The following is a 16972-nucleotide window of genomic DNA, read 5'->3' as shown; positions in this document are numbered from 1 at the left end:
GGTCATGCTCCAGGAAGAAAACGCCTAGCGTAATGGAATGATATCGCCTTGCCAACCCTGCGAAGAGCGCTGGCCAACCAACAAAAGCGAACCGCGATCGGCGCGAACAATAAGGCGGCCATGTTCATCCCACAGTGCGCTGTTACCACGGGCGTTCGCCATTAGCACAGCGATGGAGTATTGATGTGAGAAAAACTCTAAGCGTCGGGTCGAAGCCAATAGGTCAGGTTCACCGATGCATTGCCCGGTTGTAAAAAGTGAACAAGTCGGGTCCATATCAATACCTTCCGGTTGGCCATCCACTACAGTGATGGTTTCGGAACGTTGACCCAGGCATGCACCATGACTTTGATGATAAATTCCTGGCGTTTTCATCCAGGGGGCGAATACTGCAATACCGCGAATAAACCGCTCATTATATTCAACGGGAAGGCCAGCAATAATGGTCATTCGCGAGGTTGTTGCTGCATAACAAAGCGGGTCTAAAAGCGAGAGATCGGGCGGAGACGGAAGCGGACGACGTTTGTAATCGCATCCCAGTAGAGAAAGTGAGGGAAAAACCAACAGTTCGCACTGGTGCTTGGCGGCAGCCCTCACGAACTCCAGATGACGGGCTACCTGTTCAGTGAGTGAAGCATTACGAGGCTCATATTGTGCTGCTGCAACTTTCCAGTACGACATGATGACTTCCTTTTCATAGTGTCTGCGAATAATGGCGTGTATGAGAAAATACTTATAATTTAGCAGGCACCATGTAAGAAAGTGTAACTTAATATAAGGTTTATTTAAGTTTGGGCTCGTAAGGTAAACGTGACAGATTTACAGAGGCGAGACGGTGGGCAATAAGGCGCTCACGAAACCAGCCACGCAAGTGCTCCGGTTGTTCACGTTCAACCGCTTCAGCAATCACCGGCATATTGTACCGTTCTTTAAATGCCACTCCGGCAGCGGCCAGATCGACATTTACTTTATCCATTTCAGTTTGATCCAGTTTGGCCAGATTCTTCAGCATACGGTGTCTCCTCGTTAATTGCGGGCAAAAGTTACTAAGAGTCAGCCAGGATGGCAAGCCTGAATTGATGATCCTCGACTCTCTCATTAGACAAGGTTATGCTCTGTAAAAAACTCATTACAAAAAGGAATAGATAATATGGTTTCAACTGCGCGTTCTCTTCGTTATACGCTGGCAATCATTGCCGGTTTGCTGGCGGCCCCTTCCGTCTGGGCTCATGCGCACCTGACTCACCAGTATCCTGCGGCGAATGCGGCGGTCACTGCTGCCCCACAGGCCGTTACTTTAAATTTCTCTGAAGATATTGAACCTGGATTCAGTGGGGCCAAAATCATCGGCCCGAAGAATGAAAATGTTAAAACATTACCCGCGAAGCGTAATGAACAAGACAAAAAGCAATTGATCGTTCCGCTTGCCGACGCCCTGAATCCCGGAAGTTATACCGTTGACTGGCATGTTGTTTCGGTGGACGGGCATAAAACCAAAGGGCAGTACACCTTTACTGTGAAATAAAGCATGCTAGCGCTTACCTGGGTCACACTGCGATTTATCCATTTTATCTCTCTGATGCTGGTTTTTGGCTTCGCGATGTACGGGGCATGGTTGGCACCAGTGACGATTCGTCGATTATTGACGAAGCGTTTTTTGCGTTTACAACAGCACGCAGCCGCATGGAGTTTGATCAGTGCCGCAGCGATGTTCGCCGTTCAGGGTGGGTTGATGGGCGCGGGATGGCCAGATGTCGTTTCGCTGAGCATCTGGCAGTCGGTGTTACAAACGCACTTCGGAGGCGTCTGGATTTGGCAAATCGTTCTCGCTCTCGTTACGTTGACCGTCGTTCTGATGCAACCACGGAATATGTTGCGGTTACTGTTTATGCTGACTACCGCGCAATTTATCCTGATGGCGGGTATGGGACACGCGACATTAAATGAAGGATTAACCGCAAAAATTCATCAGACCAATCACGCCGTACATCTTATCTGTGCTGCCGCATGGTTTGGAGGGCTATTGCCGGTTGTCTGGTGTATGCGGCTGGTGAAAGGGCGCTGGAAACGCCCGGCCATTCATGCGCTGATGCGTTTTTCCTGGTGCGGACATTTTGCTGTCATTGGCGTGCTAGTGAGTGGTGTGCTCAATGCATTACTTATCACGGGATTTCCCCCCACGCTTGCCTCTTACTGGGGCCAGCTCTTATTGCTCAAAGTCATACTGGTTATGATTATGGTGGTTATCGCGCTGGCAAATCGTTATGTTCTGGTCCCAAGAATGCGGCATGATGAAGTCCGGGCTGTTCCCTGGTTTGTATGGATGACTCAACTCGAATGGGCGATAGGCGCGGTGGTACTGGTGATTATCAGCCTGCTAGCGACTCTGGAACCGTTTTGATGGATTACGATAAATGATGAAAAAAAGTATATTGGCGTTTTTGTTGCTCACCAGTTCCACTGCGGCGCTGGCGGCTCCTCAGGTGATTACCGTCAGCCGTTTTGAAATTGGCAAAGACAAATGGGCGTTTAATCGCGAAGAAGTGATGTTGACATGCCGAGCGGGTAATGCGCTGTATGTCATTAACCCCAGCACCCTGGTGCAATACCCTTTGAACGATGTTGCGCAAAAAGAGGTTTCCAGTGGGAAGACTAAGGCCCAGCCTATTTCAGTGATCCAGATTGAAGATCCCAACAAACCCGGTGAAAAAATGAGCCTGATGCCATTTATAGAACGAGCTGAAAAACTTTGCTGATTACCTGAATTAGTCTTTTGATTTGCCAAAAAAAACGCCCAGGATCTTTTATCAGATCGGGCGTTTTTTTTACTTTTAAAACGATGATTAAGACGCTTTTTTCTGACCACTTTTCGTGTGGACTGGAAAACCTGGCGTCGTCATCTATTCTTAAAGGGCAAGGCAACTAAGCCTGCATTAATGCCAACTTTTAGCGCACGGCTCTCTCCCAAGAGCCATTTCCCTGGACCGAATACAGGAATCGTATTCGGTCTCTTTTTATCTATTAAGCCAGCGGATGAATACATCACTGTTTTCCCTGTGCTGACTTCACAATCAACCATAACACACACTCTACTGCTTCAGTCCAGCCTTTTTTAACATTTATGTTAAAATAATGTGATCTTCTGCGCGGGAGTAAAAAATTGATGAAAGAGGCAGGCCGCACCTATCAGAAAATTGATGGCAGCCATTGGCGACATATCTGGTTGGTGGGGGATATTCATGGCTGCCTTGGGCTACTGCGTATCAAATTATGGCATTGCCGTTTTGACCCGTGGCAAGACTTATTGATCTCGGTAGGTGATGTTATTGATCGTGGTCCGGAGAGTTTGCGTTGTCTTCAACTACTGGAGCAATGCTGGGTCAGAGCGGTAAGAGGCAATCATGAGCAGATGGCGATAGATGCGCTGGCCACGCAGCAGATGTCTTTATGGTATATGAACGGTGGCGACTGGTTTGCTGCACTGGCAGATAAGCAACAGAAGCAAGCAGAAAGGGCGCTCAGCAAATGCCAGCATTTGCCTTTTATTCTTGAATTAAACAGTCGCACTGGCAAACACGTTATTGCCCATGCTGATTATCCTGACGACGTTTATCAATGGCAAAAGGACGTCGATTTGCACCAGGTATTGTGGAGTCGTTCGCGATTACGTGAAGGCCAAAAAGGGCAGGGAATTACCGGTGCTGACCATTTCTGGTTTGGTCATACGCCGTTACCTCATCGCGTAGATATTGGAAACTTGCATTATATAGACACCGGCGCCGTCTTCGGAGGGACACTCACAGTGGAACAACTCCAGTAATTAAAAGTCACTGTACTCCTGCGCGGGCCGCCAGAACCCATCAATAAAATCCTCAACAGGAAAGCAGCCGCCGTGGCGGATCCGTTGATCGTCCATTGAGTAGACGCACTGCTGTTCCGTGTTGTAAACATCAACAACAATATCTTCACAGCCAGCATCCAGATAGCAAACAAAAAGTACCAGCGCGAACATTTCATCCTCGAAGTGTGGTGCCGTACCGTTAAGTTTAGGAGAGGATTTTACTTCGGGGAAATAACCAGAATAAATAACCCGCCATGCCGACGGGTTCTTTTTGGATCATGCAAGACGCATAATCCAGGCATCAGACTTTTGATCGTAGCGGGTACGGTACAGGACAGAGTGTTCGCCGTTTAGTAGAGCTGGAATGCTGGTTTCGGCGTCCCAGGCATCCAGTTGCATACATAAATCGGGGTCAGATTTACAAGGAATTGTTAATGTTCGATCACCTGGCGATTCGCCGTGTAACTCGCCGTCATCGATTTCAAAAGCGCCTATGCGCACACTGGTTTTCATCTTCGTGCTCTCCATTTATCTGCCGGTTGTGGTACGACCAGTCCGATCGCACCATTTTTCAGCGTAGTTGAGGCAGGCGAATGTGCCAGTCAAAAAGTGCGCTTTTTTTGTGCGCTATCAGGCGTTACCGGTAAAAAGTTTCCCATCGCGCACCAGTTCACGCGGGTAACTGTTTTTCAGTCGCGAGCCAATACGTTTGGCTAAACCTATTGGCTGATTCTGGAAGGTTACCAGCACATCATCCGTAGTTGGCACGGTTTGCGGGTAAACATCGCGCCCGCGATACCACTCTTCCGCTTCCTGAGGCGTCAGTTCGAAAGCGTTCGTATGGTTCGGGGATGCCAGGGCAATAACCGCTTCATGCTGCCAGCGATAACCTTTGTTATGCGTTTCGGCCAGCTTAATTCCCAGACGGGAAAATCGGACTTTACCGATCAGGGCTTCAATGCCCGCCGGGAACAGCCAGAGTTCTTTATCGCGCTGCCAGAGACGCAGATTTTCATCCCACTGTAAGCCAACGGCAGTTGCCGCCTGGCGAATTTGTGTGGCTTCGCGATCTTTGATTGGGCTAAACGGGAAATTACCCACTTTGTATTTCGGTGCGGGTAAGGCGGGAATCGACTGTGTTTTGCGTAGCCGGGCAACGAAGAAGCCTTCGCAGTCGTAAATTTGTGGGAAAACGTGCAAAAAGCCTTCTTCGGTGAGCGCCTTGTCCGCGCCAGGGAAGAGATCGCCAAGCGGTAAAAACTCTACTGCGTCGGGGTAAGTCTCTTTCAGCCACAGGCAAACGGCTTCGTTTTCTTCCCGGTTTAAGGTACAGGTCGAGTAAACCAGCGCACCGCCAGGGCGTAATGCATGAAAGGCACTGTCGATCAGTTCCCGTTGGGTGGCAGCAATTTCCTGATTGCTTTCCGGTGACCAGTTTTTCAGTGCGTCGGGATCTTTACGCACCACGCCTTCGCCAGAGCAGGGGGCGTCCAGTAAAATGGCGTCGAACATTTCTGGTAACGCCGCACCAAAGACGCGGCCATCAAAATGAGTCAGAGACACGTTACGGATACCGCAGCGACTGATATTGGCATGTAACACTTTTACCCGGCTGGCGGAAAACTCATTGGCAAGAATCGCCCCTTCGTTATTCATGCGAGCGGCAATTTGCGTCGTTTTTGAACCAGGTGCGGCGGCGACATCCATCACCCGCTGTGGGGTATTATCGTCGGCAAACAATGCGGCAACGGGCAACATTGAACTGGCTTCCTGAATATAAAACAGGCCGCTTAAATGCTCGGCGGTACTGCCCAACGGCAATGCATCTTCATCGTCGCGTTCAATCCAGAAACCTTCTTCACACCACGGAATCGGCGTTAGCGTCCAGCCGTAAGGGGCGGTTAATTGCAGGAAATCAGCAACGGAGATTTTCAGGGTATTTACGCGAATGCTGCGGCGCAACGGGCGCTGACAAGCGGCGAGAAAATCATCAAAAGAGAGCGTCGAAGGCATGGCTTCGCGCATTTGTGTCAGAAAGGCGTCCGGGAAATAAACGGTGTGTTGGGCCACGAGCATGTACCACTGGCAAAAAAACAGGCGCGCAGTTTAGCATAAACGCTCCGGCGCAGGCACGCCGGAGCAATGTGGCTTATCGGGGGAGTGCTGTTCCCCATTCACGCCACTCTTTCGGTTCACTTTCCTGCAACAGGAAGTGTTTGCCTTCCTGGGCTTTCGGTGCCAGCGGCGTACCTGGAGGCGTGGCGAAGGCGATCCCGCCACGGATAAACTGGTTAAAGGTACCGGTTTTCACCACGCCGCCCGTCAGACCGAAGTCCAGACTGTAGCCCGAAGCTAGCCAGAAGACGGAATTGTTACGTACCAGGTGCTGGTAACGTTTACTGATGCGCATCGCAATCATCACGCGATCTGACAATGTACCCAGCGTCATTCCGGTGACTGTACCTACTTCCAGACCACGGAACAGTACTGGCGTACCAACACCTAACGAACCGGCTTCCGGCGCTTCAACAATAATGCTTAAGCCATCAAGGTAACGAGAGTCAGTAATGGTGGCTTCTTGCAATTCAAAGTCACGGCGAGGATTACCCCGACCTGGTTCGACGTTGATATACGGCTGGAGGATCGTATCAAGATGCTCAACGCCTGCTGCCGAAATTTGCGGTGTGACCACTGAGAAGCGTGTACCACCGCGCGCAAAGGTCTGGACATATTCCGGATAGAGCACCGCCTTTGCCTGTACTTCATTGCGCGCGGTGATCAGATCCAGAGTCTGGATTTGCCCGATATCAATACCGAGATAGCGAATTGGCATACCGACCGCCAGTTTTCCGGCATCGAAAGCGTGGAGCGTAATCTGCCCGCCAACCGCACGAGCTGCTGTTTCGGAAGCATACAGAATCCGCTTATCGCCTTTACGTTGGCTGGCGCTGGCACCGCTGAGATTATCGAAGCTGATGGCTCCCTTTAACGCCCGCGAAAGCGGTGACGCCTGAACGGTCAGGCCGCTGCCGTTAAGTTGAACTTTCGCGCCGCCTTCAGCCCAGAACACGCTGTTGCTGGTCAGCAGGTTACGATATTCCGGTTTAATATGCAAATCGATATCGAACGCATTGGCCCGTGGACGTACGGTAATCACTTCACCGACCTCAAATTTACGGTACAGCACTACCGACCCTGCCTGCACATCCGGCAGTGTCTCCGCACTTAAACTCACGGTCGTGGTAGGTAAATCACTAAGACTATTTTCGAGGGCTTTTTCCAGATTGGCATACAGTGGGTAACTGGCTTTCATCTCACCTTTGTCGCCGGGCAGAATACGTATCCCGCCGTTGAGCCATTCTGAGGCGCTGGCACCGAGAAACTCGACACCATCCAGACCTACTTTCACGTCGACACGACTATTAACGACAAATTTGCTGTCGCCTTTTACCAGTTCGCGATGCTGGGGTTCGATAGCGATGGTAAATGTCACGCCTTTGCTGGTGAGTTTACGGTCGATAACCTGACCTACCTGTACGCCGTGAAGAATGAGCGGCTGACCGGCATCAATTCCATAGCTTTCTGGTGCAGTCAGGGTAAGCGTCAGAACATCGGGTTCATGCAGTAAAGCTTTCTCGCCAGGCACAACGACAAACTCTTTGCGTGGCTCGCCATCACCCGGTACCAGTTCGAACGTTTTGCCGGTCAACAAGGCGCTGAGATTGGCGTCGTTGAGAGATAACTTCGGGTTACGTAATTCGATGCGGGTGTTTTCACGAAGCAGGGTGACGACGCTGGGATCAACGGTCATTTCCCCGGTGACTTTGCCACCTGGGTTTAAATTCAGTTTGGTCAGTTGCCCGACTTCCAGTCCCTGGTACATGAGCGGCGTTGAATCGGCGTTTAATCCGGCTCCACCTGGTAGATCCAGCTTTATGATCACCCCACGCTGGCTGTGGGCGAGATCCTCATACAGACCAAAGGTATCTTCCGGATCGGCAGGTTTCGACTCTTCTGGTGAATCGAAGGCAATCGCACCGTTAACCAGGGCAGCCAGACTTTCCAGTTTCACCTTCGCGCCACTGATACTGACATTGGCATCAACGCCGGAAACGTTCCAGAAGCGGCTACCTTTTTTCACCAAATCGGTGAAACGCCGCTCAATCAGGACATCAATCACCACGCCTTGCTTATTGGGATTGATCGCATAGTCATAGACGCGTCCCACCGGAATTTTGCGGAAATAGACCAGCGAACCGCTGTTCAATGAACCGAGATCGGGGGCTTGCAGGTGGATCATCAGATCACCATTATCCAGCCGATACTTTGGCTGGGTATCGAGCGCCACAAAGTGATCCTGCTCTTTACCTTTACCGGGCATCATGCCGATATAGTTACCACCGACCAGCGCATCCAGCCCGGAAACACCTGCCAGTGAGGCTTTCGGCGTTACCAGCCAGAACTGCGTCTCTTCGCGCAGCGCATCTTTCATGTCGGACTTGATGCTGACCTTCACTTCAATCTTACGTAGATCGTCGCTGAGGCTGACATCCTGCACCGTTCCGACTTCAACGCCCTGATAACGCACAGGCGTGCGACCTGGAACAATGCCGTCTGCCGACATAAAGTCGATGGTGACGGTATTGCCTCTATCCTGATAACTACCCCAAATCAGCCAACCGGCAATCATTAGCGCGATGAACGGCAACAGCCAGAAAGGTGAGATACGGCGTTTAGTTTTAATTTGCGCTTCAGTCGTCGAAGCGGGCGTTTCCTGACTCATGTGCATCCCAAAGTAAGCGGCTGTCCAGCCATTCCACAGCAAGAATAGTCAAAATAACCGCTGCGCCGAAATAAAACGCAGCGGGTCCCATAGTAAAAGCAAGGATCTGATCGCGATTAATCAGCGACATGGTTAATGAAATGACAAACAGATCGAGCATCGACCAGCGACCAATCCAGGTCACCATCCGCAATAGCAAAATCCGCGTGCGTAAGCCTTGCTGGCATTTAAAATGAATGCTTACCAGTAAAGTAAACATGACGATGACTTTGGTGAACGGCACCAGGATACTGGCGATAAAAACAATGCCGGCAACTGCAATATTGCTGTTTGCCAGCGACATAATTCCAGAAAGAATCGTATCTTCTTGTCGTCCACCGTTCAGGTAGATGATCGAAATAGGCAGCAGGTTGGCAGGTAACAATAAGACAATTGAAGCCAAAAGCGCCGCCCAGCATTTTTGAATACTATGATGGCGACGCAAGCGAAGTGGGATATGGCAACGGGGGCAACGACCGCGCGGATCGGGATAGCCGGTAAAGTGACAACCCAGGCAAACGCGTAATTTCTCGTCCCTACGCGTGGCAGGGCGCTGCGGATAAAATCGCTCCCACAGCTGTTCAACATTAAGATGTGACAATGTCACCGTTGTTAAAATCACCAGCGCGAAAAAAGAGAATAGCCCGACGCCCGCCTGGATATGGGCGTAATCCTGTACCTTTATAGAAGCAACGCCAATGCCGACCAGATAGATATCCAGCATTACCCACTCTTTTAGTCGCTCCAGCATCAGCAACACCGGGCGTAAATTCATTCCCAGTCGATTGCCAAACCATAAATAAGCAATAGAAGTCACCAGTATGAGAGGTGCACCTATAACGCAGAAAAACACCATTGCGCCGGTTATCGCATCGCCCTGTTTGGTCATCTGCCAGATGCCTTGCATTACATTGGCGTCGATACGGATACCTAACAGCCAGATATGTAATAGAGGTTCGCCCCAGGCAAAAGGCATAAGCAACAACATAGTAAAAGCCATTGCTGCCAGCCTTGTGAGCGACCAGTCACGCCCATCGCGAATTTTCGCCTGACAGCGCGGGCAATAGGCACTCTGGTGAGAATTTATCTCGGGCAGGCTAAACAGCATGTCACATTGCGGGCAACGTTGATAATCACCACGCGGTAGTTCCTCGCCAATTGCGCTCACTGTTATCTTTTTTGTCGGCGTAATTTGTGGGGTGTTAAGAGCCATGACATGCCAAATGTGATAAGAATTAACATTTATCTTAACCCATGATGGGAATGATCTTGAGCATTAACGCATTTAATGCTTATTTTAATAGGCTGGCAGTTCCAGGTAAGACAACTAAGTGATTATATAATGAACAAAACAGAATTTTACGCGGACTTAAACCGCGACTTTAATGCGTTGATGGCGGGAGAAACCAGCTTTCTGGCAACGCTGGCGAATACCAGTGCTTTGTTATACGAGCGTCTGACTGACGTAAACTGGGCTGGGTTTTATTTACTTGAGGACGATACGCTGGTACTCGGGCCGTTTCAGGGCAAAATTGCCTGCGTACGGATCCCGGTAGGGCGTGGCGTGTGTGGCACTGCAGTTGCCCGCAATGAAGTACAGCGAATCAAGGATGTTCACGCCTTTGATGGGCATATCGCCTGTGATGCGGCGAGTAATTCTGAAATCGTTCTGCCGTTGGTGGTGAAAAATCAGATTATTGGCGTTCTCGATATCGACAGTACGGTCTTCGGTCGTTTTACAGACGAGGACGAGCAAGGCTTACGTCAGCTTGTGGCACAGCTTGAAAAGGTGCTTGCAACGACGGATTACAAAAAATTCTTTGCGAGCGTCGCAGGATAATCAACGGATAACGTAGCATTTACTGATGACGTCATTATAATGACGCCTGTTCATGCCTGCGCTTGTTGGCTACGTCCGTTGTAATCAGGAAATTTCATGGAAAATCAACCTAAGTTGAATAGCAGTAAAGAAGTAATCGCGTTTCTGGCCGAACGTTTTCCCCACTGTTTCAGTGCGGAAGGTGAAGCGCGTCCGCTGAAAATCGGTATTTTTCAGGATTTGGTCGATCGCGTTGCTGGGGAAATGAACCTTAGCAAAACGCAACTGCGATCCGCTTTACGTCTCTACACTTCGAGCTGGCGCTATCTGTATGGCGTTAAACCAGGCGCGACGCGTGTCGATCTCGACGGCAACCCATGCGGTGAGCTGGACGAGCAGCATGTAGAACATGCTCGCAAGCAGCTTGAAGAAGCGAAAGCGCGCGTCCAGGCGCAGCGTGCCGAACAGCAGGCGAAAAAACGCGAAGCTGCCGCAGCTGCAGGTGAGAAAGAAGACGCACCACGCCACGAACGCAAGCCACGTCCTGCTGCGCAACGCCGTAAAGAAGGCGCCGAGCGCAAACCTCGCGCGCAGAAACCGGCTGAGAAAGCGCCAAAAACAGTAAAAGCACCTCGCGAAGAACAGCACACCCCAGTTTCTGACATTTCAGCTCTGACTGTCGGACAAGCCCTGAAGGTGAAAGCTGGTCAAAATGCGATGGATGCCACCGTATTAGAAATCACCAAAGACGGCGTCCGCGTCCAGCTGAATTCGGGTATGTCTTTGATTGTGCGCGCAGAACACCTGGTGTTCTGAAACGGAGGCCGGGCCAGGCATGAACATGTTTTTTAGGCTTACCGCGTTAGCTGGCCTGCTTGCAATAGCAGGCCAGACCTTCGCAGTAGAAGATATTACGCGTGCTGATCAGATTCCGGTATTAAAGGAAGAGACGCAGCATGCGACGGTGAGTGAGCGCGTAACGTCGCGCTTTACCCGCTCCCATTATCGCCAGTTCGACCTCGATCAGGCATTCTCGGCCAAAATCTTTGACCGCTACCTGAACCTGCTTGATTACAGCCACAATGTGCTGCTGGCAAGCGATGTTGAACAGTTCGCGAAAAAGAAAAATGAGCTGGGCGATGAACTGCGCTCCGGTAAACTTGACGTTTTCTACGATCTTTACAATCTGGCGCAAAAACGCCGTTTTGAACGTTACCAGTACGCCTTATCGGTACTGGAAAAACCGATGGATTTTACCGGCAACGACACTTATAACCTGGACCGCAGCAAAGCGCCCTGGCCGAAAAACGAGGCCGAGTTGAACGCGCTGTGGGACAGCAAAGTCAAATTCGACGAGTTAAGTCTGAAGCTGACAGGAAAAACGGATAAAGAAATTCGTGAAACCCTGACTCGTCGCTACAAATTTGCCATTCGCCGTCTGGCGCAAACTAACAGCGAAGATGTGTTCTCGCTGGCAATGACGGCGTTTGCGCGCGAAATTGATCCGCATACCAATTACCTTTCCCCGCGTAATACCGAACAGTTCAATACTGAAATGAGCTTGTCGTTGGAAGGTATTGGTGCGGTGCTGCAAATGGATGATGACTACACCGTTATCAATTCGATGGTGGCAGGTGGCCCGGCAGCGAAGAGTAAAGCTATCAGCGTTGGTGACAAAATTGTCGGTGTTGGTCAAACCGGCAAGCCGATGGTTGACGTGATTGGCTGGCGTCTTGATGATGTCGTTGCCTTAATCAAAGGGCCGAAAGGCAGTAAAGTTCGTTTAGAAATTTTACCTGCCGGTAAAGGGACTAAAACCCGTACGGTAACACTGACGCGTGAACGCATTCGTCTGGAAGACCGCGCAGTTAAAATGTCCGTGAAGACCGTCGGCAAAGAAAAAGTGGGCGTACTGGATATTCCAGGCTTCTATGTTGGCTTGACAGACGATGTCAAAGTTCAGTTGCAGAAGCTGGAAAAACAGAATGTCAGCAGCGTCGTCATCGACCTGCGTAGCAATGGCGGCGGGGCGCTGACCGAGGCAGTATCGCTCTCTGGTTTGTTCATTCCTTCCGGTCCGATTGTTCAGGTCCGTGATAACAATGGTAAAGTCCGCGAGGACAGTGATACCGACGGCCAGGTGTTCTATAAAGGCCCGCTGGTGGTATTGGTTGACCGATTCAGTGCTTCGGCTTCAGAAATCTTTGCCGCAGCGATGCAGGATTACGGTCGCGCGCTGGTTGTGGGTGAACCAACATTCGGCAAAGGTACTGTCCAGCAGTATCGTTCTCTGAATCGTATCTACGATCAGATGTTACGTCCTGAATGGCCGGCGCTGGGGTCAGTGCAGTATACAATCCAGAAATTCTATCGCGTTAACGGTGGCAGTACCCAACGTAAGGGCGTCACGCCGGACATCATCATGCCAACGGGCAATGAAGAGACGGAAACGGGAGAGAAATTCGAAGATAATGCGCTGCCGTGGGATAGCATTGATGCTGCAACCTATGTGAAATCAGGCGATTTATCGGCGTTTGAGCCGGAATTGCTGAAGGAACATAATGCGCGCATCGCGAAGGATCCTGAATTTCAGAACATCATGAAGGATATTGCTCGTTTCAATGCCATGAAGGACAAACGCAATATTGTTTCTCTGAATTACGCTGTGCGTGAGAAAGAGAACAATGAAGATGATGCGATGCGTCTGGCACGATTGAACGATCGCTTTAAACGTGAAGGCAAACCGGAGTTGAAGAAACTGGATGATTTGCCAAAAGATTACAAGGAGCCAGATCCGTATCTGGACGAGACAGTGAATATCGCACTCGATCTGGCGAAGCTGGAAAAATCCAGACCAGCGGAACAGCCCGCTCCCGTCAAGTAACATCAATCAGGCACAAGAAATTGTGCCTGATTTTTTAACAGTGGCAAGATGCCGTAAATCAGATGCTACAAAATGTAAAGTTGTGTCTTTCTGGTGACTTACGCTCTATCCAGACTTGAAAATAGTCGCGTAACCCATACGATGTGGGTATCGCATATTGCGTTTTGTTAAACTGAGGTAAAAAGAAAATTATGATGCGAATCGCGCTCTTCCTGCTAACGAACCTGGCCGTCATGGTCGTTTTCGGGCTGGTACTGAGCCTGACAGGGATACAGTCGAGCAGCGTTCAGGGGCTGATGATTATGGCCTTGCTGTTCGGTTTTGGTGGTTCCTTCGTTTCGCTTCTGATGTCCAAATGGATGGCATTACGATCTGTTGGCGGGGAAGTGATCGAGCAACCGCGTAACGAAAGGGAACGTTGGCTGGTCAATACTGTAGCAACCCAGGCCCGTCAGGCGGGGATTGCTATGCCGCAAGTAGCTATCTACCATGCGCCGGATATCAACGCCTTTGCGACAGGTGCTCGTCGTGATGCCTCTCTGGTTGCTGTCAGCACCGGTTTGCTGCAGAACATGAGCCCGGATGAAGCCGAGGCGGTAATTGCCCACGAAATTAGCCACATTGCGAATGGTGACATGGTTACCATGACGCTGATTCAGGGCGTGGTAAACACCTTCGTTATCTTTATTTCACGTATTCTGGCGCAGCTTGCCGCGGGCTTTATGGGCGGTAACCGTGATGAAGGTGAAGAGAGCAACGGTAACCCGCTGATCTACTTTGCGGTTGCGACGGTTCTGGAGCTGGTATTTGGTATTCTGGCGAGCATTATCACCATGTGGTTCTCGCGTCACCGTGAATTCCATGCCGATGCAGGTTCAGCCAAACTGGTTGGTCGTGAGAAAATGATTGCTGCGCTGCAGCGTCTGAAAACCAGCTATGAGCCGCAGGAAGCAACCAGCATGATGGCTTTTTGTATCAATGGTAAGTCCAAATCGCTGAGTGAGCTGTTCATGACTCACCCGCCGCTGGATAAACGTATTGAAGCCCTGCGTACCGGTGAATACCTGAAGTAATTTGCAGTAAATTATAAAAAAGCGCGTCCTGGTTGACGCGCTTTTTTTTAGCCTTGTGCGCGCGGTTGGGTAATGCGTAAACCACTGACACAGGCGGCGATCACTGCCAGAATAGCCGCAGCCGTCAGCGAGACGTGCGTACCATTATCACCAAACTGATTCAACATCAGCGCCACCAGAGCTGCGCCGCTACTCTGACCAAGCAGACGCGCTGTACCCAACATTCCACTGGCACCACCGCTACGCTCACGCGGGGCGGAGGTAATAATGGTGTGATTATTGGGGGACTGGAATAACCCAAAGCCTGCACCGCATAAGATCATCGGCCAGATGATATTGATATCGGCAGGTGAAGCTGGCAACAGGACCAGTGAAAAAAGTCCCGCCGCCATGATGAACAGCCCTAAAGCACCAAGCAATCCTGCATGGACGCGCTCTATCAAATAACCTGCCAGCGGAGCCATTACCATCGTTGCCAACGGCCACGGGGTCAGGAGCAAACCTGTCTCAACTTCACTACGCCCAAGTACGGTTTGCAGATAAAAAGGCAGGGAAACCATCGCCAGCATTTGCGCGCAGAAAGAACAAATGGAGGTACAAATTGATAGTGTAAACAGCGGAATACGCAGTAAATCCACTGGTAGCAGTGGAACAGGAAGGGAAAGCTGGCGGCGAATAAAGAAAATACCAACAATAATCATTACCGCCAGTTCAGCACCGATCAGCGTCAGTGATTGCCCCTGAGCAAAACCACTCAACGCGGTAATAAGCAGGCCAAATGTCAGCGCATTCATCACGGCGCTGGGCAGATCAAACCGCGGCTTACTGGCACGAGAACCATTTGGCGGCAGAAAACGCATCGCCAGGAGTAGGGCGATAATACCCAATGGTACGTTAATTAAAAATAACCACTTCCAGGACGCAATTGAAAGGATTGCGGCGGCGATCGTCGGCCCGGCAGCGGAGGAGACGGCGACGATAAAAGAGTTAATTCCCATCCCTCGCCCCAGAAAACGTTGTGGGTAGATTAAGCGGATGAGTGCAGTATTGACGCTCATTAACGCCGCGCCGCCAAAACCTTGTATTACACGCGCCAGGGTTAGCATTTGCAGTGAATCAGAAAGAGCGCAGAACAACGATGAGAGCAGAAAAACCACCAGACCGAATTTATAAATTCGTCGATAGCCAAACATATCGCCCAAAAAAGAGAACGAGAGTAAGGAGATAACAATCGCGATTTGGTAGGCATTCACCACCCAGATGGAACTGGCTGGTGTGGCGTGGAGATCGGTTGCAATGGTTGGCAAGGCGACATTAGCGATAGCGCCGTCGAGAACCGCCATCGAAATACCAATAATAATGGTTAAAATTGCGCCGTACCGCTGAGGCAACGGCAGGCCATCGGCCTGAACTTTTGGCATAGGAATTTTATATCTTTTGGTAATAATCAACAGGGGTATGATTTTAGCACTGATATTCACGGCGAATGTCGCAGAATTGTAACTAACCGGCAAAAGATGGATTGCGACCACCCTGGCGCGAAATTATAATAAAAAACAGTTCTGATTTTTATAAAACACTCGCAATGAGGTGATAAATGGCTAACGCAGATCTGGATAAACAACCTGATTCTGTATCTTCCGTACTGAAGGTTTTTGGCATTTTGCAGGCGCTGGGCGAAGAGCGCGAAATAGGGATAACCGAGCTGTCACAGCGCGTCATGATGTCAAAAAGCACCGTTTATCGCTTTTTACAGACCATGAAAACCCTGGGCTATGTCGCGCAGGAAGGGGAGTCGGAGAAATACTCTCTGACCCTGAAATTATTTGAGCTGGGCGCTCGTGCGCTACAAAACGTCGATCTTATTCGCAGTGCTGATATCCAGATGCGTGAGATCTCCCGTTTGACCAAAGAAACCATTCATCTTGGCGCACTGGATGAAGACAGTATCGTTTACATCCACAAAATTGACTCTATGTACAATTTGCGTATGTATTCACGGATTGGCCGTCGTAATCCTCTGTACAGCACTGCGATTGGTAAAGTGCTGCTGGCCTGGCGCGATCGTGATGAAGTGAAGCAAATCCTTGAAGGCGTGGAATATAAACGCAGCACCGATCGGACCATCACCAGCACTGAGGCGTTATTACCCGTGTTAGATCAGGTCCGTGAGCAGGGATACGGCGAAGATAACGAAGAACAGGAAGAAGGACTGCGTTGCATCGCCGTTCCGGTGTTTGACCGCTTTGGTGTGGTGATTGCCGGCTTGAGTATTTCCTTCCCGACGCTGCGTTTTTCTGAAGAACGTTTGCAGGAGTATGTGGCTATGTTGCATACGGCAGCGCGCAAAATATCCGCACAAATGGGGTATCACGACTATCCATTCTGATTAAAATAAGAACCTGCCTGCATAAAATTCAGACAGGTTCTTCATTTAGCGTGGATTAAATAATGTTAATAGTGATATCGTTCGAGCAGAAGATGAAAGTACTTTATATCCATTAGTTTTGATGTGGATATTTGTACCGTTATC

17 protein-coding genes are annotated in these 16972 nt (G+C 50.1%); 9 read left to right on the top strand and 8 right to left on the bottom strand.

Annotated features, from left to right (window positions below; genetic code table 11):
- Positions 1–24 precede the first annotated feature (24 nt).
- Together yobB and holE are read right to left on the bottom strand one after the other, a co-directional pair.
- Positions 25–681: a carbon-nitrogen hydrolase family protein YobB gene (gene yobB, locus D9597_RS16715; protein WP_130223531.1), complete on the bottom strand. Its 657-nt coding sequence runs from the start codon at positions 679–681 to the stop codon at positions 25–27.
- A 100-nt stretch (positions 682–781) separates the two neighbouring features.
- Entirely contained in the window at positions 782–1012 is a 231-nt protein-coding gene (holE, locus tag D9597_RS16710) for a DNA polymerase III subunit theta (RefSeq protein ID WP_000916758.1), read from the bottom strand.
- 138 nt (positions 1013–1150) lie between these two features.
- On the opposite strand from holE, the gene yobA reads away from it, so the two are divergent.
- The 4 genes from yobA (at position 1151) to pphA (ending at position 3820) form a co-directional block, all read left to right on the top strand.
- The gene (gene yobA / locus D9597_RS16705; RefSeq protein WP_130218726.1) at positions 1151–1525 is read left to right on the top strand and encodes a CopC domain-containing protein YobA; all 375 of its coding nucleotides are present in this window, start codon (positions 1151–1153) and stop codon (positions 1523–1525) included.
- Positions 1526–1528: 3 nt separating this feature from the next.
- The gene (gene copD / locus D9597_RS16700) at positions 1529–2401 is read left to right on the top strand and encodes a copper homeostasis membrane protein CopD (RefSeq protein WP_130223529.1); all 873 of its coding nucleotides are present in this window, start codon (positions 1529–1531) and stop codon (positions 2399–2401) included.
- Between the two features lie 13 nt (positions 2402–2414).
- The gene (locus D9597_RS16695; RefSeq protein WP_130223527.1) at positions 2415–2756 is read left to right on the top strand and encodes a YebY family protein; all 342 of its coding nucleotides are present in this window, start codon (positions 2415–2417) and stop codon (positions 2754–2756) included.
- 407 nt (positions 2757–3163) lie between these two features.
- Complete coding sequence (pphA, locus tag D9597_RS16685) at positions 3164–3820, top strand: protein-serine/threonine phosphatase (protein ID WP_130223525.1); 657 nt, start codon at positions 3164–3166, stop codon at positions 3818–3820.
- Here pphA and D9597_RS16680 read toward each other — a convergent pair whose 3' ends face one another.
- The 5 genes from D9597_RS16680 to yebS all read right to left on the bottom strand — a co-directional run bounded on the left by D9597_RS16680 (position 3821) and on the right by yebS (position 9876).
- A complete protein-coding gene (locus D9597_RS16680; RefSeq protein ID WP_130208463.1) occupies positions 3821–4012 on the bottom strand; it encodes a YebW family protein in 192 nt (63 codons plus the stop codon). It abuts the gene before it with no gap.
- Positions 4013–4117: 105 nt separating this feature from the next.
- Positions 4118–4354, bottom strand: a complete 237-nt coding sequence (locus D9597_RS16675) for a YebV family protein (RefSeq protein ID WP_002431586.1) — start codon at positions 4352–4354, stop codon at positions 4118–4120.
- A gap of 117 nt (positions 4355–4471) precedes the next feature.
- Complete coding sequence (rsmF, locus tag D9597_RS16670; protein WP_130223523.1) at positions 4472–5911, bottom strand: 16S rRNA (cytosine(1407)-C(5))-methyltransferase RsmF; 1440 nt, start codon at positions 5909–5911, stop codon at positions 4472–4474.
- 79 nt (positions 5912–5990) lie between these two features.
- The gene (gene yebT, locus D9597_RS16665) at positions 5991–8624 is read right to left on the bottom strand and encodes a lipid-binding membrane homeostasis protein YebT (RefSeq protein WP_130223521.1); all 2634 of its coding nucleotides are present in this window, start codon (positions 8622–8624) and stop codon (positions 5991–5993) included.
- The gene (yebS, locus tag D9597_RS16660) at positions 8593–9876 is read right to left on the bottom strand and encodes a membrane integrity lipid transport subunit YebS (RefSeq protein WP_130223519.1); all 1284 of its coding nucleotides are present in this window, start codon (positions 9874–9876) and stop codon (positions 8593–8595) included. The genes yebT and yebS overlap by 32 nt, the downstream gene beginning before the upstream one ends.
- A gap of 129 nt (positions 9877–10005) precedes the next feature.
- On the opposite strand from yebS, the gene msrC reads away from it, so the two are divergent.
- The 4 genes from msrC (at position 10006) to htpX (ending at position 14439) form a co-directional block, all read left to right on the top strand.
- Positions 10006–10503 (top strand): L-methionine (R)-S-oxide reductase, encoded by a 498-nt coding sequence (gene msrC / locus D9597_RS16655; RefSeq protein ID WP_130223517.1) that lies wholly within the window; start codon positions 10006–10008, stop codon positions 10501–10503.
- Positions 10504–10599: 96 nt separating this feature from the next.
- Positions 10600–11298 carry an RNA chaperone ProQ gene (gene proQ / locus D9597_RS16650; protein WP_130223515.1) on the top strand — a complete coding sequence of 233 codons (699 nt, stop codon included), beginning with the start codon at positions 10600–10602 and terminating at the stop codon, positions 11296–11298.
- A 19-nt stretch (positions 11299–11317) separates the two neighbouring features.
- Positions 11318–13366 (top strand): carboxy terminal-processing peptidase, encoded by a 2049-nt coding sequence (prc, locus tag D9597_RS16645; RefSeq protein WP_130208453.1) that lies wholly within the window; start codon positions 11318–11320, stop codon positions 13364–13366.
- A 191-nt stretch (positions 13367–13557) separates the two neighbouring features.
- Entirely contained in the window at positions 13558–14439 is an 882-nt protein-coding gene (htpX, locus tag D9597_RS16640) for a protease HtpX (RefSeq protein WP_000984517.1), read from the top strand.
- A 47-nt stretch (positions 14440–14486) separates the two neighbouring features.
- Here htpX and D9597_RS16635 read toward each other — a convergent pair whose 3' ends face one another.
- Complete coding sequence (locus D9597_RS16635; RefSeq protein ID WP_130208451.1) at positions 14487–15860, bottom strand: MFS transporter; 1374 nt, start codon at positions 15858–15860, stop codon at positions 14487–14489.
- A 176-nt stretch (positions 15861–16036) separates the two neighbouring features.
- Here D9597_RS16635 and kdgR point away from each other — a divergent pair, with 176 nt between their 5' ends.
- Complete coding sequence (kdgR, locus tag D9597_RS16630) at positions 16037–16828, top strand: DNA-binding transcriptional regulator KdgR (RefSeq protein WP_096849880.1); 792 nt, start codon at positions 16037–16039, stop codon at positions 16826–16828.
- Positions 16829–16972: the final 144 nt, after the last annotated feature.

Source organism: Escherichia sp. E13S3 (assembly GCF_004212325.1).
In the GTDB taxonomy this organism is placed as follows: domain Bacteria; phylum Pseudomonadota; class Gammaproteobacteria; order Enterobacterales; family Enterobacteriaceae; genus Escherichia.
This window is presented reverse-complemented; position numbering and strand designations above follow the sequence as displayed.

What these genes read in the sequence shown, in the direction of transcription:
- yebS (WP_130223519.1), bottom strand. Translation starts at nt 9,876, where the DNA reads ATGGCTCTTAACACCCCACAAATTACGCCGACAAAAAAGATAACAGTG.
- proQ (WP_130223515.1), top strand. Translation starts at nt 10,600, where the DNA reads ATGGAAAATCAACCTAAGTTGAATAGCAGTAAAGAAGTAATCGCGTTT.
- D9597_RS16675 (WP_002431586.1), bottom strand. Translation starts at nt 4,354, where the DNA reads ATGAAAACCAGTGTGCGCATAGGCGCTTTTGAAATCGATGACGGCGAG.
- D9597_RS16695 (WP_130223527.1), top strand. Translation starts at nt 2,415, where the DNA reads ATGATGAAAAAAAGTATATTGGCGTTTTTGTTGCTCACCAGTTCCACT.
- D9597_RS16680 (WP_130208463.1), bottom strand. Translation starts at nt 4,012, where the DNA reads ATGTTCGCGCTGGTACTTTTTGTTTGCTATCTGGATGCTGGCTGTGAA.
- pphA (WP_130223525.1), top strand. Translation starts at nt 3,164, where the DNA reads ATGAAAGAGGCAGGCCGCACCTATCAGAAAATTGATGGCAGCCATTGG.
- yobA (WP_130218726.1), top strand. Translation starts at nt 1,151, where the DNA reads ATGGTTTCAACTGCGCGTTCTCTTCGTTATACGCTGGCAATCATTGCC.
- prc (WP_130208453.1), top strand. Translation starts at nt 11,318, where the DNA reads ATGAACATGTTTTTTAGGCTTACCGCGTTAGCTGGCCTGCTTGCAATA.
- holE (WP_000916758.1), bottom strand. Translation starts at nt 1,012, where the DNA reads ATGCTGAAGAATCTGGCCAAACTGGATCAAACTGAAATGGATAAAGTA.
- yobB (WP_130223531.1), bottom strand. Translation starts at nt 681, where the DNA reads ATGTCGTACTGGAAAGTTGCAGCAGCACAATATGAGCCTCGTAATGCT.
- htpX (WP_000984517.1), top strand. Translation starts at nt 13,558, where the DNA reads ATGATGCGAATCGCGCTCTTCCTGCTAACGAACCTGGCCGTCATGGTC.
- copD (WP_130223529.1), top strand. Translation starts at nt 1,529, where the DNA reads ATGCTAGCGCTTACCTGGGTCACACTGCGATTTATCCATTTTATCTCT.
- kdgR (WP_096849880.1), top strand. Translation starts at nt 16,037, where the DNA reads ATGGCTAACGCAGATCTGGATAAACAACCTGATTCTGTATCTTCCGTA.
- D9597_RS16635 (WP_130208451.1), bottom strand. Translation starts at nt 15,860, where the DNA reads ATGCCAAAAGTTCAGGCCGATGGCCTGCCGTTGCCTCAGCGGTACGGC.
- yebT (WP_130223521.1), bottom strand. Translation starts at nt 8,624, where the DNA reads ATGAGTCAGGAAACGCCCGCTTCGACGACTGAAGCGCAAATTAAAACT.
- msrC (WP_130223517.1), top strand. Translation starts at nt 10,006, where the DNA reads ATGAACAAAACAGAATTTTACGCGGACTTAAACCGCGACTTTAATGCG.